Source organism: Brachybacterium aquaticum, from assembly GCF_014204755.1.
Lineage (GTDB): Bacteria > Actinomycetota > Actinomycetes > Actinomycetales > Dermabacteraceae > Brachybacterium > Brachybacterium aquaticum.
This window is the reverse complement of the sequence record NZ_JACHLZ010000001.1, coordinates 1,780,257-1,795,831: the sequence shown is the minus strand read 5'-3', so window position 1 is coordinate 1,795,831 and position 15,575 is coordinate 1,780,257. Positions and strand designations below refer to the sequence as shown.

The window sequence follows — 15,575 nt, the reverse complement described above, 5'->3', positions numbered from 1 at the left end:
GCGGCGGAACCGTGCGGTCCCGCGGCGGAACCGTGCGACGCATGCCCCGCGGATGCGGTTCAATGGGAGCCATGAGCAGTGACGCCACCTCCTCCTCCGATCAGATCGACCCCCGCATCGACGAGTCCGCGCCCGAGGACGCCGGCGCGACCGGGCAGGTCGTCGAGAACGTCGAGTCCACCGCCGCCTCGCTCGCGGCCGAGGGCGTCGCCCGCGGCACGCTTGGCGATGTCGCGAACTCGCTGGGCATCTCCAGCGCGGTCGCGCTGCGCGCTCTGCGCGGGTCCGACGAGATCAAGCCGCAGATGGCGGCGCGGGTGCGGGAGGCGGCCGAGCGGCTGAACTTCCCCATCGAGGAGCTCAGCGAGGAGACCGAGCACCGCGGCGTGGTCGCGATCCTCGTCAACACCATGCGCAACACCTGGATCTCGGACCTGGTCCGCTCGATCCGCATCGAGCTCACCGCGACCGGCCGCACCGCCGTCGTGGTCCCCACCCGTCGGCGCGTGCCCGAGTACCCCGTCGCCGCGGACACCGACGCAATCGAGAACCTCGTCCACCTCGGCGTGGACGGCTTCCTCATGGTCTCCGACCTCGCCGACATGGACAGCGTGCTAGAGGCCACCGGCAACCGGCCGCTCATCGGCATCGGCTGCTCCCGCGAGTTCGTCGGCCGCTTCGACACCGTCCGCATCGACGACGAGGTGGGCCAGGGACTGCTGGTCGACCATCTGGTGGGTCTCGGACATCGCGAGATCGCCCACGTCGGCGGGGTCGGCGCCGCGGTCGCCCGCGAGCGCGCCGACGCCTTCCGCGCCGCGATGGCCCGCCACGGCCTGTCCGACGTGGCCCGCGTCGAGCCCGGCGACTTCACCGAGCAGGTCGGGCAGACCGCCGGGTCGATGCTGCTGCGCGGCAGCCGCGTGCCCACGGCCGTGACCTGCGCCAACGACGTCACCGCCGTCGGCGTCCTCTCCGCCGCCCGCGAGGCCGGCTTCGACGTGCCCGAGGAGCTGGCGGTCGCCGGCTACGGCAACACCTCCCTCGCCTCCTCCGGCGTCGCCCAGCTGACCAGCGTGGATCCCAACTCCGACCGGCTCGGAGCGCTGGCCGCGCAGTTCCTGGTCGAGCGGGTCTCCGGCCACGAGGGCCCGACCCGCGACGTGGCCGTCGCCCCGTCGATCGTGGTGCGCCGCTCCACCTCCGCCGGCCCCCGCCCCGAGACCACCCGCCGCAAGCGGATCTCGGTGGAGTGAACTGCCCCGACCTTCGCGCTCCGTGCCGACCCCTGCGATAGGCTCCCGCCATGATCAACACCACGAACGACCCGAGCACGCCGCCCACCCAGCGGTCCATCGGCGAGCTCGTCCAGTCCATCCGCGACGAGCTCCTGGGTGTCGTCCACCACGAGATCGACATCGCCAAGAAGGAGGGGACCGCGCTCGCGATCAAGGTCGGCATCATCGCCGCCATGGCCGCCGTGCTGCTCTTCCTCCTGCTGTCGGCATGGGTCATGCTGCTCTTCGCGGCGGCCACCGGGCTGAACGCCCTGGGCCTGCCGTACTGGGCCTCCTTCCTCATCGTCGCGGGCGTGTTCATCGTCCTCGGCGCGATCGCAGGCCTGGTCGCCTTCCTGGTCTCGAAGAAGCTAAAGGCCCCCGAGACCACCATCGAGACCGCCCAGAACGCGGTCCAGGCGGTCCAGGGCAAGCGCCGCAAGAACGCCGTCTCCTACGACGACACGTTCGAGGAGCTCTACGGCAAGCAGGTCAGCGCCCGCACCGAGTGACCGGTCGCACCACCCCTGCGCAGGACCGGCCGCGCTGACCGGCCCGCGCCCCACCAGGCAGTACCCTGGGGGACGTGACTCTTCAGCTGCACGACACCGCCACCCGCACCACCGCACCGTTCACCCCGGTGCGCGAGGGGGCGGTGTCGCTGTACGTCTGCGGTCCCACCACGCAGGGCGCCCCGCACCTCGGCCACCTGCGCACCTTCCTCGCCTTCGACGTGCTGGTGCGCTGGCTCGAGCGCAGCGGCTACGAGGTGACCCACGTCCGCAACGTCACCGACATCGACGACAAGATCCTCGTGAAGTCCGCCGAGTCGGGCGCCGAGTGGTGGGCCTGGTCGCTGCGCTTCGAGCGCGAGTTCGCCGACGTGCTGGACCGGATCGGCAACCGTCGGCCCACCTACGAGCCGCGCGCCACCGGGCACGTGCCCGAGATGATCGAGCTGATGCAGCTGCTCATCGAGCGCGGCCACGCCTACGCCGACGGGAACGGCTCGGTGTACTTCGACGTCGCCTCCCTGCCGGACTACGGCTCGCTCACCCGGCAGTCCCTCGAGGACATGCAGGACGCGGGCGAGGAGATGGAGCCCGGCAAGCGCGACCGTCGCGACTTCGCCCTGTGGAAGGCCGCCAAGGCCACCGAGCCGGAGACCGCCTCCTGGGACACGCCCTTCGGCCGCGGCCGCCCCGGCTGGCACCTGGAGTGCTCGGCGATGAGCCGCAAGTACCTCGGGGAGACCTTCGACATCCACGCCGGCGGTCTGGACCTGCGCTTCCCGCACCACGAGAACGAGCAGGCCCAGTCCCATGCCGCAGGCTTCGGCTTCGCGCAGCGCTGGATGCACTCCGGGGTACTCACCGTGGACGGGCTGAAGATGGGCAAGAGCCTGGACAACTTCGTCACCGCCGCCCAGGCGCTCGGCGACCATCCCACCGCGGCGGTCCGTCTGGCCCTGGTCAGCGGCCACTACCGCGCGACCGTCGAGTACAACGCGACCGCCATGCGGGAGGCCGAGGTGGTGTGGGAGCGCTTCACCCAGGCTGCCCGCCGCGCCGCCGGCCTGCTCGGTGAGGACCCGATCGCCGGTCCCGACGCCGATCTCGCGGCGGTGGAGCTGCCCGCGGAGTTCGTCGCCGCGATGGACGATGACCTCTCCGTCGCCGAGGCCCTCGCCGTGATCCACCGCGAGCTCGCCTCCCTGAACACCCTGCTCGCCGCCGCCGGTGCCGCTGGCCGCAGCGAGGAGATCGCCGGGTCCCTCGGCCGCCTGCGCGCCATGCTCGACGTGCTGGGCCTTGACCCGCTCGGCGCGCAGTGGGGCCAGGAGTCCGGGGCCGACGGGGCTGAGCACGCCGCGCTCGACGCGCTCATCGCCGCCCAGCTCGCGGCCCGTCAGGAGGCCCGCGCCGCGAAGGACTGGGCCCGGGCCGACGCTCTGCGCGACGCTCTCGTCGCCGCGGGGATCCGCATCGAGGACGGGCCCGACGGCGCCCGCTGGACCCTCGATCCCACGCACTGAACTCCGAGGAGATTCCACACATGGCAGGAAACAGCTCGCGCCGCGGCGCGGTGCGCAAGGGCAAGAAGGGCGCGACCGTCGGCTCCGGCGGTGTGCGCCGACGCGCGCTCGAGGGCAAGGGCCCGACCCCGAAGGCGGAGGACCGTCCCGCCCACAAGAAGTACGCCGGCGGCTCGTCCGGCAGCGGCTCCGGCGGCTCCGGCCGCGGCGGCGCGAAGGGCGTGCGCAAGAGCCCCGGCAGCGACCAGGTCGCCGGGCGCAACGCGGTGCTGGAGGCGCTGCGCGAGGACGTGCCCGCCACCCAGCTCACCGTGATGGTTCGGCTGGACACCGACGAGCGGGTGCGCGAGATCATGCGCTTGGCCGCCACCCGCGGCCTCCCGGTCGCCGAGGCCTCCCGCACCGATCTGGACCGGATGACCGACCACGCCGTCCACCAGGGCGTGGCGCTGACCATCCCGCCCTACGAATACGCCGAGGTCTCCGACCTGCTCGAGATCGCCGCGGACCGCTTCGAGCCGCCGCTGCTGGTGGCGCTCGACGGCATCACCGATCCCCGCAACCTCGGCGCGATCCTGCGTTCGGCCGACGCCTTCGGCGCCCACGGCGTGATCCTGCCCGAGCGGCGCAGCGTCTCGATGACCGCGAGCGTGTGGAAGGTCGCCGCCGGTGCCGCCGGCCGCGTGCGCGTCGCCCAGGTCACCAATCTCAACCGCGCCCTCGCCTCCCTCAAGGAGAAGGGCGTGTTCGTGCTGGGCCTGGACGCCGACGGGGACGTCACCTCCCGCGAGCTCGAGCTCGGCACCCAGCCGACCGTCCTCGTGGTCGGCGCGGAGGGCAAGGGCCTCTCGCGCCTGGCCCGGGAGAGCAGCGACCAGGTGGTCTCGATCCCCATGGGCGGTCGGACCGAGTCGCTGAACGCCTCGGTCGCCGCCGCGATCGCGCTGTACGAGCTCTCCGGCGTACGGGAGCGCCAGGGCCTGGCCTGAGCCGCGCCTGCTCGGTGCGGGCCGGTGATCGGTGCGCGGGCCGGTGATCGGTGCGCGGGCCGGTGATCGGCGCGCAGGCCGGGCGGCGCGGGCCGTCAGCGCCGGGACGTTCCTTCGCCGATCGGGATCAGCACGTGCGGCATGGTCGCCTGGATGACGGGGCCGAGCGCGAGCGCGTACACCACGGTCCCGAGCCCGAGCGGCCCGCCGAGCGCCCAGCCGGTGACCAGCACGATCACCTCGAGCACGATCCGGATCGGGCCGACGGGGCGCTCCAGCACCCGGCTGAGACCGGTCATCAGCCCGTCACGGGCCCCGGCGCCGAGCTGGGCGCCGATGTAGACGGCGCCGGAGATGCCGTTGAGCACCACGGCGAGCAGCATCAGCACGATCTGCAGGGGCAGGGAGTCGAACGAGGGCAGCAGCGCCAGGCCCGCATCGATGCTGAGCCCCACCCAGATCGCGTTCGCGATCGTGCCGATCCCGACCCGCTCGCGCAGCGGGATCCACGCCAGCAGCAGCACGAAGCTCACCGCGATGCTCATCAGCCCCACGGTCGCGCCGAGATGGTGCGCGAGCGCGGCGTGGAGCACGTCCCAGGGCGCGCCCCCGAGGCCCGCCTCCAGCAGGAGCGCGAGGGACAGCCCGAACCCGGTCAGCCCCACCATCATCTGCATGAGCCGGCGCGGCAGCCGGTCCAGGCGAAGCTGGTCGCGCAGGGACACGTTGTCCAGGCGCGCAGGGGCGCGGCGGGGGCGTCGGCTCATCGTCGAGTCCTCGGGCGGGGAAGGGGAAAGGGGAGAGCGGGGGCGAGTCCTCAGCCCTCGATGATCGGCAGCGCCGACGTCTCGGTGGTCACCAGCGACTTCTCATCGGGCCGGTGGATGAGGACGTTGAGGATGTAGTGGCGCACCGTGTCGTCCAGGCTCACGTCGTGCCCGGCCTGCTCGGAGAGGAACCACTTGTGCTCGAGCACCTCGTGGTAGAACTCCGGCGGCTCGAGCTTGGAGCGCATCGAGCGGGGGATCGCCCGCACCACCGGCTCGTAGTGCCGCTGCAGCCACTCATGGGCCACGAACTCCTCCTCCTCGGCCTGCTGCTCGGTGTCCGCGATGTACTGGTCGAGATCGTTGAGCAGGCGGCGCGCCTGGTTCTCCTGCGCGTCGATGCCGGTCAGGCGCATGAGGCGGCGGGAGTGGTGGCCGGCGTCGACGACCTTGGGGCGGATCGAGAGGGTGGTGCCGTCGAGGTCGGTGGTGATCTCGAGCTCGCCCACGTCGAAGCCCAGCGCGTTCAGCCGCTCGATCCGGGCGGAGACGCGCCAGCGCTCGTCGGCCGAGAACCGCTCGCGCGAGGTCAGCGCCTCCCAGAGCTCCTCGTAGCGGGCGACCAGCTCGTCGCCCACCTCGACGGGATCCGCCTCGGGGTCGATCATCTCGCCGGCCTGGAGGTCCATCAGCTCGCCGATGATGTTCGTGCGCGCCAGGTCCAGGTCGTAGTGGCGCTGCCCGGCGGAGAGCTCCTCGTGCAGGGACCCGGTCTCCACGTCGACGATGTAGGCGGCGAAGGCGCCCGCATCGCGGCGGAACAGTGTGTTCGAGAGCGAGACGTCGCCCCAGAAGAAGCCCTCCAGGTGCAGGCGCACCATGAGCACCGCGAGCGCGTCCAGCAGACGCTGGGCGGTGTCCTGGCGGGAGACCTGGCTGAACACGGCACGGTAGGGGAGGGAGAACTGGAGGTGCCGGGTGATGAGCACCGCGTCCAGCGGCTCGCCCTGGCGGTCGGTGCGGCCCGAGACCACGGCGAACGGGGTCACCGACGGCACGCCCAGCCGGTTCAGCACCCGCAGCGTGTCGTACTCGCGCTGGGCGAGGTGATGGTTGATCTCCTTGAGGGCCAGGACCTGGCCCGAGACCCGGGCGAAGCGCACCACGTGACGGGAGATGCCGCGGGGGAGTGCGGCCAGCAGCTCCTCGGGCCAGTCCTCGAGCGGCTGGTCCCAGGGCAGGTCGAGCAGTGCCGGATCGGCGCGGGACGAGGTGATCTCCAGGGGTGCCATTGGTCCATTCTCCCCCGAGCGGGACGTGTTCGCCCACCCGTGACCGGTTTTCACGTCATCTCGACGGAAAGCTCACCGGATGAGCCCCCGTCGGCCCGCTCCAGGACGGGCGGCTCCGGGACGGCCTCCCGCCCCCGGGAACGACTGCCCCCTGGAACGCCTGCCTAGTGAACGGCGACGGGCGCCCGGCCGCAGCCGGACGCCCGTCGCACGGGAGCCGTGGGGATCAGTCGCCCAGGCGCTGGCCCGACTTCGCGTCGAACAGGTGGATGTGGCCCTCCTTGGGACGGAAGTACACGGTCTCGCCCTTGGCCGGGGGACGGCGGCCGTCGACACGGGCGATGAACGGCTTGGTCGTCTCGTCGCTGCCCGCGCGGCGCCCGTACACGAACGCATCCGCGCCGAGCTCCTCGACGACGTCGACCTCGACCGCGATGCCCTGGCCGTCGGTGACCAGCTCGAGGTCCTCGGGGCGCACGCCGATGGTCACGTGGGACTCATCGGTGTCCGAGAGGGTCGCGCGGTCGACCGGCAGCACGGCACCGCCGAACTGGACGCCCTGGTCGGTGAGCTTCTCGTCGAGCAGGTTCATCGCGGGGGAGCCGATGAAGCCGGCCACGAACACGTTGTTCGGGTGGTCGTACATGCGGCGCGGCGAGTCGATCTGCTGGAGCACACCGCGGTCCAGGACGGCCACGCGGTCGCCCATGGTCATCGCCTCGGTCTGGTCGTGGGTGACGTACACGGTGGTGACGCCGAGACGACGCTGCAGCGAGGCGATCTGGGTGCGGGTGGACACGCGCAGCTTCGCGTCGAGGTTCGACAGCGGCTCGTCCATGAGGAAGACCTGCGGGGAGCGGACGATCGCACGACCCATGGCCACACGCTGGCGCTGGCCGCCGGAGAGGGCCTTCGGCTTGCGGTCCAGGTACTCGGTGAGGTCCAGGATCGCGGCGGCGTCCTCGACACGCTTGCGGATCTCCGCCTTCGGGGTGCCGGCGATCTTGAGCGCGAAGCCCATGTTGTCGGCCACCGTCATGTGCGGGTAGAGCGCGTAGTTCTGGAACACCATGGCGATGTCGCGGTCCTTCGGCGGGACGTCGGTGACGTCACGATCGCCGATCAGGATGCGGCCCGCGTCGATCTCCTCGAGACCGGCGAGCATGCGCAGGGAGGTGGACTTGCCGCAGCCCGAGGGGCCGACCAGGACGAGGAACTCGCCGTCGCCGATCTCGATGTTGAGGTTGTCCACGGCCGGGCGCTCCTGGCCCGGGTAGATCCGTGATGCGTTGTCGAACGTGACTGTTGCCATGGTGGCGCTCCTTCACCGGCAGGTACGTGCCGGACGGTCCGTAGTGAAGTGATGTGCGGCCGGTTCGAAGGGTCAACTGCAAGGTGCACCTTCGCACCGGCTCGAGGAAGTGTATCCCAGCTCCCACCTCGGTGCGAGCACCATCCAGCGCGTCGCGCACGGCATGTCGCGCACGGGATGTCGCGCACGGGATGTCGCGCATGGGATGTCGCGCATGGGATGTCGCGCATGGCATGTCGCGCACGGGATGCCCTCGCCCACGATCCGGCACGCGATACTGGGCCGGTGGACACCACCGAGCTGACCCGCAGGATCCTTGACCGCCGCCCCCGCGAGGACGCCCCGCTGCGCATCGTGCAGGCCGGGCACCCCGCCCTGCGACGCACCGCCGTCGCCGCCCGGGACAGGCTCGAGTCCGAGCTGCTGCTCGAGCTGGCCGACGCGATGACCCTCACCATGCGCGAGGCGCCCGGGGTCGGCCTCGCCGCCCCGCAGATCGGCCTTCCGGTGCGCTTCTACGTCGTCGAGGACCGCTACGCCGGCGAGCCCGGGGAGGACGAGGAGGACGACCTGCTCGAGCGCCGCCCGCTCGCGCTGCGGGCGCTGCTGGACCCCGTCGTCGAGCCGCTGGGCACCGAGCGGGTCTTCGCCTTCGAGGGCTGCCTGTCCGTGGACGGCTGGCAGTCGATCGTGCCCCGCGCCCGGCGTGTGCGTCTGCGCGCCACCGAGCTGCTGCCCGGCGGGGAGCTGAGGGAGGTGGACGAGGAGCACGTCGGCTGGACCGCGCGCATCCTCCAGCACGAGACCGACCACCTGGCCGGGACCCTCTGCCACGACCGCATGGTGCCGCGCTCCTTCATCGAGGCCGGCTACACCCCGCACTACGCCGATCTCGGCGAGGCGGTGCGGCGCCTCGGCCTGACCGGCGACATCACCGAGCTCGGCGAGGGCGAGGTCGTGCTCGACCGCTGAGCACCCGGACGCGTCCAGGGCGGCGCCTGCGACGTGCATCCCACATCCAGGCACAGCGGCCGGTGCACGGTACCGTGACCCTGTTCAGGACCCCGTAGAACGGAGCAGCAGGTGACGCAGAGCGACTCCCACCCCTCCCCGCAGGACCTCCCCGAGGAGGACGGCGGGCTCGTCGAGCAGATCGACGACCGCTGGCTCTCGGTGATCGACGCCGCGCTGAAGGTGCAGGCGCCGCTGGCGCACACCTATGTCGAGCGGCTGCGCGTCAAGCACCCCGAGGCCACTGACCGGCAGCTGCTGGAGATGGTGACTAAGCGCTTCACCACCCTCACCACGGCGACCGGCGCCGGCATCGGCGGCGTCGCGGCCCTGCCGGGTCTCGGCACCGCGGCGGCGCTGGGCCTGACCGTCGGCGAGGGCGCGACCTTCGCCGAGGCCTGCGCCTTCCTCACCCTCGCCGCGGCGGACATCCACGGTGTGGACATGTCCGACCGCGCCACCCGCCGCCTCGTCCTCATGGGCGTGCTCAGCGGAGAGCGCGGCACCGAGATCATCGCCAAGGCCCTCGGCAAGCAGGGCCTGCAGTGGAACGCCGTCCTCGGCGGCGGTGGGGGCGGCTTCCTGCCGGGCCTCATCTCCAAGCAGGTCAGCAAGTACGTCCGCCGAAGGGTCATCGCCCGCACCGGCGGACTGTGGGTCGCGCGCCTGCTGCCTTTCGGCATCGGTGCGGTCCTCGGCGGGCTCGGCGCCCGGGCCGTGGCCCGCTCCGTCGTCGAGGCGATGCTCGAGATCTTCGCCCAGGGCCCCACCACCCTCGAGGGCGAGACCGCGGGGGCGCGCCGCAGCATCGACGCCTGAGAGCACGCCGGCGACATAGCCCGTCGGGGACACAGCCCGTCGGTGACACTGCACGGGCTCAGCACAGCAGGAGGGCCGGTCCCCGCGGGGACCGGCCCTCCTGCTGTGCCCGGGGCGCGTCGGCCCGCGAGGGGCCGACGCGAGCGCGGACCTCAGATGTCCTGGGTGAACTCGTTGGCGTGCTCGGTGCCGATCGCGCGCTGGTAGGACTGGCGGATCTCCGCCTCCGCGTCGCTGCGGCCCTCCCAGTGCGCGCCCTCGACGCTCTTGCCCGGCTCCAGGTCCTTGTAGACCTCGAAGAAGTGCTGGATCTCCAGGCGGTGGAACTCGGAGACGTCGGTGAGCTCCTGACGGCGCACCTGACGACGGTCGCCCACCGGCACCGCGATGATCTTGTCGTCGCCGCCGGCCTCGTCGCGCATGCGGAACATGCCCAGCGCGCGGCAGCGGATCAGGCAGCCCGGGAACGTGGGCTCCTCGAGCAGCACCAGGCAGTCCAGCGGGTCGCCGTCCTCACCCAGGGTGCCCTCGATGAAACCGTAGTCGTCCGGGTAGCGGGTGGCGGTGAACAGCATCCTGTCCAGCCGGATACGACCGTTGTGGTGGTCCACCTCATACTTGTTCCGGTTCCCGCGAGGGATCTCGATCGTCACGTCGAATTCCACGACTGCCGCTCCATTGCTCCGGCCCCGTGGGCCACTTCCGATGACCGGGACACCATATCGTGGGCTCATGGTCCGACGAGCAACCGAGCGCATGTGGCGCCTCACGGCGATCGTGATGTGCGCGGCAGTTCCCGCGAGCTTCTACGTCCTCGGGGACCTCATGGACGCCTTCCCGGGCGTGCTCACGATCCGCTCGCAGGAGCAGGGACCCCAGGCGGGGCCCCGCGCCGTCGCCGAGGACTGGGAGCGCGTCGACCCCACCGAGGCGGCCGACCCGGTCGCCTCCTCGCCCGCCCCGCTCGACCCCGCCGACCTGCAGGCGCGGATGGACGCCAAGGCCGAGCTGCCCGTCATCGCCGGCAACCTCGCCTACAGCGTCGTCGACTCCGCCACCGGCGCGGTGCTCGCCGAGCGGAGCTCCGGCGAGGCCCTCGTGCCCGCCTCGACCCTCAAGCTGCTCACCGCAGCCGCGGTGCTGCGCACCTACACCGGCGACGAGGTGCTCGTCACCCGCGCCACCGTCCAGGACGGGGTGGTCACCCTCGTCGGCGGTGGTGACATGACCCTCACCGAGGACGACCTGCGGGACCTCGCCGGGCAGGCCGCGGCCCTCGCGACCGAGCTGGGGACGAGCGAGGTCTCCCTGCGCCTGGACGACAGCCATCTCGTCGGCGGCCGCAACGAGAACTGGGGGAGCAACGGCCCCGAGGGTGGATGGGTCACCCCCACCGCCTCCCTCGCCCTGGACGAGGGCTGGCTCGACGGCGAGCAGTACGGCCCGAAGTCCACCGACCCCGCCGGCGACGCGGCCGAGCGCTTCGCCGCACTGCTCGGCGAGGCCGGGCTCACCGTCACCGGGGAGATCACCGAGGCCGCCGCACCCGACGGCGCCCCCGCCGCCGAGGTCGCCTCCGAGCCCCTCTCCGAGATCGTGCGCCACACCCTGCTGATCTCCGACAACACCACCGCCGAGCTGCTCGCCCACCTCGTCGCCCTCGCCGACGGCGTGGAGACCACCCCGGCCGGGGCCGCGGCCGCGGTCGAGAGCGAGATCCGCGACCTCGCCGCCGAGGCCGGTCTGCCCGAGACGATCCTGGACGGCCTCGACCTTCGCGACGGCTCCGGGCTCTCCCGGGAGAACCGGGTCCCGCCCGCGCTACTGGCCGCCGTGGTCGCCGAGGCCTCTTCGGGCCGGACCCCCGTGCTCGAGCAGATCCTCTACGACGTGCCGATCGCGGGACTCAGCGGCACCCTCGCCGACCGCTTCGACCACGGCGACACCACCGAGGCCGCCGGGATCGTGCGCGGCAAGACCGGCTATCTCGGCGGCGCCGCGACCCTCGCCGGGGTCGCCGTGCTGCCCGACGGCCGCACCGTCGGCTACTCGATCGTCGTCCACGGCTTCGACGGCGCGCGGGCGGACGAGGCCCGCGCCGCGGTCGACGAGGTCGCCGTCGAGATGGTGCAGAGGGACTGATGGCCGGACCGCCCCCGGTGGTCGCCCGCGCCCGACGCGCCGTCCGCACCGCCCTCACCGCCCGCCTCGAGCAGCTCGCCGACGACACCGGCTCCGGGAACTACGCCCCGCGGCTGCTCGTCGGCACCAGCGGCGGCGCCGACTCCCTCGCGCTGCTGGCGACGACGCGCTGGGTGGGGGAGCGGATGGGTCTTGCGACCGAGGCGGCGATCGTCGACCACGGGCTCCAGGAGGGCTCCGCCTCCGTGGCCGCCCGCGCCGCCGCCCAGGCCGAGCGCCTCGGCGCCGAGGCGCACGTGGTCCGCGTCGCCGTGGACACCGCCGCGCCCGGCGGCATCGAGAACGCCGCCCGCACCGCCCGCCACGACGCCCTCGAGCACCTCGCCGCCGAGCGCGGCGCCCTCGCCCTGCTGCTCGCCCACACCCTCGACGACCAGGCCGAGCAGGTGCTCATGGGCCTCGCCCGCGGCGCCGGGCCCCGGGCGCTCGCAGGGATCCCCCGCACCCGCGGCCTGCTGCTGCGCCCCTTCCTCGGCGACGGCCGTGACGAGACCACCGCCCTGCGCCGCGAGGACACCGAGGAGATCTGCCGCCTGCACGACCTGGAGTGGTGGGAGGACCCGATGAACGCGGACCCCGCCCTCCTGCGCTCGCGGGTGCGTCACCGCGCTCTGCCCCTGCTGCGCGAGATCCTCGGCCCCCAGATCGACGAGAACCTCGCCCGCAGCGCGGACCTGGTCCGTCCCGACGTCGACCACCTCGACCGCGAGGCGCGCGAGCTGCTGCCGGCGCTGCGGCGTCCGTCGGCGGAGCGCGCCGAGGAGGGGGACCTGCTCGCCCTGGACGTCCACGCGCTCGCCGCCGCCCCGGAGCCGCTGCGCACCCGGGTGCTCCGCGACGCCACCCGCGAGGCGGCGCAGCACGCCGGGCGGGACGGCGCAGCAGCCTCCCAGGAGGGTTCCGCTCAGCGCGCAATCGCCGCCGGTGAGGGCTCCGGGTCGACGAAGTCCCTGCTCCGAAGGCAGGTGCTCACGATCGATGCGCTGGTGGTCTCATGGCACGGTCAGGCAGCGGTGCCCCTACCGGGTAGGATCGAGGTCGCTCGCCGTGACGGCCTGTTGGTGTGGCGCCGTCCCGCTCCGTGAGCCGCGGCGGACGCACCCCACCACTCACCCGGAGGAGATCCGCGTGCCCCTGACGCACCCCCACCCCGATGTCGACCGCGTGCTGCTGGACGAGCAGCAGATCCGCGAGCGGCTCGCCGAGATCGGCGCCCAGATCGCCGAGGACTACGCGGACGAGTCCCCGGTCCTCGTGGGCGTGCTCAAGGGCGCCGTCATGGTGATGGCCGACCTCGCCCGCCAGATCGACCTCAAGGTCGAGATGGACTGGATGGCGGTCTCCTCCTACGGCTCCGGCACGAAGTCCTCCGGCGTGGTGCGCATCCTCAAGGACCTCTCCGGCGACATCACCGGGCGCAACGTGCTCATCGTCGAGGACATCATCGACTCGGGTCTGACCCTGAAGTGGCTGCTGTCCAACCTGCGCTCGCGCGGGCCGAAGTCCGTCGAGATCGCCACCCTGCTGCGCAAGCCCGAGGCCGCGCGGGTGGAGATCGACGTGAAATACGTCGGCTTCGACATCCCCAACGAGTTCGTCATCGGCTACGGGCTCGACTACGCGGAGAACTACCGCAACCTTCCGTATGTGGGCGTGCTCGCCCGCTCGGTCTACGAGGACTGATCCGTGGCAGATTCCCCCAAGAGCTCCTCCAAGGGCTCCCGCAAGCGCAGGCCCTTCACCTCGGTCGCCCTGTGGATCGTGGTCGCGCTGCTGCTGGGCATGGCGATGTTCTCCCTGCTGGGCCGTGACGGCTACCAGCAGATCGACACCGAGCAGGGCCTCGAGCTGCTGCAGGGCGGCACCGTCGAGCAGGCCAAGATCATCGGCGGCAACCAGCAGCGCGTCGACCTCGTGCTGAGCGAGGACTTCGTGGACGGCGAGGAGAACAAGGGCACCCAGGTGCGCTTCTCCTACGTCGACGCGCGCGCCGAGTCGATCATTGCCGCGGTCGAGGAGGCCGCTCCGGCCGACGGCTACACCGACGAGATCGCCACCAGCTCCTGGTGGTCCACGCTGCTGCTGTCCTTCCTGCCGCTGCTGATCTTCATCGGCCTGTTCTGGTTCCTGATCATGAACGCCCAGGGCGGCGGCCGGGCCATGCAGTTTGGCAAGTCCAAGGCCAAGCTGTTCAACAAGGAGGCCCCGAAGGTCACCTTCGCCGACGTCGCCGGCGCCGAGGAGGCCGTCGAGGAGCTCGACGAGATCAAGCAGTTCCTCGTCGACCCCGGCAAGTACCAGGCCGTGGGCGCGAAGATCCCCAAGGGCGTGCTGCTCTACGGCCCGCCCGGCACCGGCAAGACCCTGCTCGCCAAGGCGGTCGCCGGTGAGGCGAACGTGCCCTTCTACTCGATCTCCGGCTCGGACTTCGTGGAGATGTTCGTGGGCGTCGGCGCCAGCCGCGTGCGCGACCTGTTCACCACGGCGAAGGAGAACGCCCCGGCGATCATCTTCATCGACGAGATCGACGCCGTCGGCCGCCATCGCGGCGCCGGCATGGGCGGCGGCCACGACGAGCGCGAGCAGACCCTGAACCAGATGCTCGTGGAGATGGACGGATTCGACGAGAACCAGAACGTCATCCTCATCGCCGCGACCAACCGCGTGGACATCCTCGACCCGGCGCTGCTGCGCCCGGGCCGCTTCGACCGTCAGATCGCGGTGACCGCCCCGGACCTCAAGGGCCGACTGCACATCCTCGGCGTGCACGCCAAGGGCAAGCCGCTGGCCCACGACGTGGACCTCGAGGCCGTCGCCAAGCGCACCATCGGCATGTCGGGCGCGGACCTCGCCAACGTGCTCAACGAGGCGGCGCTGCTCACCGCCCGCTCCGGCAACCAGATCATCGACAACCGCGCCCTGGACGAGGCCATCGACCGCGTCTCCATGGGTCCGCAGCGGTACTCGAAGGTGATGACCGAGCGCGAGCGCCAGATGACCGCGTACCACGAGGGCGGCCACGCCCTGGTCGCCGCGGCCATGAACAACTCCGCCCCGGTCACCAAGGTGACGATCCTGCCGCGCGGCCAGGCCGGCGGCTACACCATGGTCGTGCCCACCCAGGACCGCAACTACCAGTCCCGCAACGAGCTGCTGGACCGCCTGGCCTACGCCATGGGCGGCTACGCCGTGGAGGAGAGCATCTTCCACGACGTCACCACCGGTCCCAGCTCGGACCTGCAGAACGCCACCAAGATCGCCCGCACCATGGTCATGCAGCTGGGCATGAGTGAGGCCGTCGGCCAGGTCGCCCTCTCCGGTGACCAGGACGAGGTGTTCGTGGGCATGCAGCAGGGGCAGGGCCCCCGCTTCTCGGGCGAGACCGCGTCCCTGGTGGACCAGGAGGTGCGCAAGCTCCTGGACAACGCCTTGGACGAGGCCTGGAACGTGATCGTGCAGAATCGTCACGTGCTCGACCGCCTGGTGGAGGAGCTGCTGGAGAAGGAGACCCTGAACGAGCACGAGCTCGCCGAGGTCTTCAAGGACGTCGTCAAGCAGCCGCCGCGGGAGGTGTGGGTCTCCTCGGAGGAGCGCCCCGCGCTCGAGGCCCCCTCCGTCGGCCGCACCACCACCGCCGCCGGCACCGAGGAGCACGACGCGGGCGAGCCCCTGCAACCGGGCGCCCCCGAGCTGCCTCACCCGGGCGGCGACGGGCCCGCCATCCCCGGCGCCCCGCAGGGCGGCCCCGTCGGCGGACCCGACGCGGGCGGTCCCACGGGACCCGCAGGACCTGGCGGCCCCGCGGGCCCGGGGCAGGGCTACGGCTACGACACGCAGAACCCCTGGGGCGACGGCGGAACGGAGCACTGAG

At 72.1% G+C, this 15,575-nt stretch carries 14 protein-coding genes; 10 read left to right on the top strand and 4 right to left on the bottom strand.

Annotated elements, in window-relative coordinates; all coding sequences use genetic code 11:
• The first annotated feature begins 71 nt into the window (after window positions 1-71).
• From HNR70_RS08020 to rlmB, 4 genes are all read left to right on the top strand, one after another.
• A complete protein-coding gene (locus HNR70_RS08020) occupies window positions 72-1,256 on the top strand; it encodes a LacI family DNA-binding transcriptional regulator (RefSeq protein WP_184325178.1) in 1,185 nt (394 codons plus the stop codon).
• Between the two features lie 50 nt (window positions 1,257-1,306).
• Complete coding sequence (locus HNR70_RS08015; RefSeq protein ID WP_184325177.1) at window positions 1,307-1,789, top strand: phage holin family protein; 483 nt, start codon at window positions 1,307-1,309, stop codon at window positions 1,787-1,789.
• A gap of 74 nt (window positions 1,790-1,863) precedes the next feature.
• On the top strand, window positions 1,864-3,312 hold the full coding sequence (gene cysS / locus HNR70_RS08010) for a cysteine--tRNA ligase (protein WP_184325176.1): 1,449 nt from the start codon (window positions 1,864-1,866) through the stop codon (window positions 3,310-3,312).
• A 20-nt stretch (window positions 3,313-3,332) separates the two neighbouring features.
• Complete coding sequence (gene rlmB, locus HNR70_RS08005) at window positions 3,333-4,301, top strand: 23S rRNA (guanosine(2251)-2'-O)-methyltransferase RlmB (RefSeq protein ID WP_184325175.1); 969 nt, start codon at window positions 3,333-3,335, stop codon at window positions 4,299-4,301.
• A 95-nt stretch (window positions 4,302-4,396) separates the two neighbouring features.
• Here the strand turns inward: rlmB and yczE are convergent, their stop codons facing one another.
• The 3 genes from yczE to HNR70_RS07990 form a co-directional block, all read right to left on the bottom strand.
• Entirely contained in the window at window positions 4,397-5,068 is a 672-nt protein-coding gene (yczE, locus tag HNR70_RS08000; protein ID WP_184325174.1) for a membrane protein YczE, read from the bottom strand.
• A gap of 50 nt (window positions 5,069-5,118) precedes the next feature.
• Window positions 5,119-6,360 (bottom strand): DUF4032 domain-containing protein, encoded by a 1,242-nt coding sequence (locus tag HNR70_RS07995; protein ID WP_184325173.1) that lies wholly within the window; start codon window positions 6,358-6,360, stop codon window positions 5,119-5,121.
• 226 nt (window positions 6,361-6,586) lie between these two features.
• Entirely contained in the window at window positions 6,587-7,672 is a 1,086-nt protein-coding gene (locus HNR70_RS07990) for an ABC transporter ATP-binding protein (RefSeq protein WP_184325172.1), read from the bottom strand.
• A 285-nt stretch (window positions 7,673-7,957) separates the two neighbouring features.
• On the opposite strand from HNR70_RS07990, the gene HNR70_RS07985 reads away from it, so the two are divergent.
• Together HNR70_RS07985 and HNR70_RS07980 are read left to right on the top strand one after the other, a co-directional pair.
• The gene (locus HNR70_RS07985) at window positions 7,958-8,644 is read left to right on the top strand and encodes a peptide deformylase (RefSeq protein WP_184325171.1); all 687 of its coding nucleotides are present in this window, start codon (window positions 7,958-7,960) and stop codon (window positions 8,642-8,644) included.
• 111 nt (window positions 8,645-8,755) lie between these two features.
• On the top strand, window positions 8,756-9,502 hold the full coding sequence (locus tag HNR70_RS07980; protein ID WP_184325170.1) for a hypothetical protein: 747 nt from the start codon (window positions 8,756-8,758) through the stop codon (window positions 9,500-9,502).
• Between the two features lie 152 nt (window positions 9,503-9,654).
• Here the strand turns inward: HNR70_RS07980 and HNR70_RS07975 are convergent, their stop codons facing one another.
• A complete protein-coding gene (locus tag HNR70_RS07975; protein ID WP_184325169.1) occupies window positions 9,655-10,167 on the bottom strand; it encodes an inorganic diphosphatase in 513 nt (170 codons plus the stop codon).
• Between the two features lie 67 nt (window positions 10,168-10,234).
• Here HNR70_RS07975 and HNR70_RS07970 point away from each other — a divergent pair, with 67 nt between their 5' ends.
• The 4 genes from HNR70_RS07970 to ftsH are packed head-to-tail and all read left to right on the top strand — an operon-like array spanning window position 10,235 to window position 15,574.
• The gene (locus HNR70_RS07970) at window positions 10,235-11,644 is read left to right on the top strand and encodes a D-alanyl-D-alanine carboxypeptidase/D-alanyl-D-alanine-endopeptidase (RefSeq protein WP_246375180.1); all 1,410 of its coding nucleotides are present in this window, start codon (window positions 10,235-10,237) and stop codon (window positions 11,642-11,644) included.
• The gene (gene tilS, locus HNR70_RS07965; protein WP_184325168.1) at window positions 11,644-12,789 is read left to right on the top strand and encodes a tRNA lysidine(34) synthetase TilS; all 1,146 of its coding nucleotides are present in this window, start codon (window positions 11,644-11,646) and stop codon (window positions 12,787-12,789) included. Before HNR70_RS07970 ends, tilS begins: the two co-directional genes overlap by 1 nt.
• Before the next feature lie 43 nt (window positions 12,790-12,832).
• Entirely contained in the window at window positions 12,833-13,387 is a 555-nt protein-coding gene (gene hpt / locus HNR70_RS07960) for a hypoxanthine phosphoribosyltransferase (protein WP_184325167.1), read from the top strand.
• 3 nt (window positions 13,388-13,390) lie between these two features.
• On the top strand, window positions 13,391-15,574 hold the full coding sequence (ftsH, locus tag HNR70_RS07955; protein WP_312857610.1) for an ATP-dependent zinc metalloprotease FtsH: 2,184 nt from the start codon (window positions 13,391-13,393) through the stop codon (window positions 15,572-15,574).
• Window position 15,575: the final 1 nt, after the last annotated feature.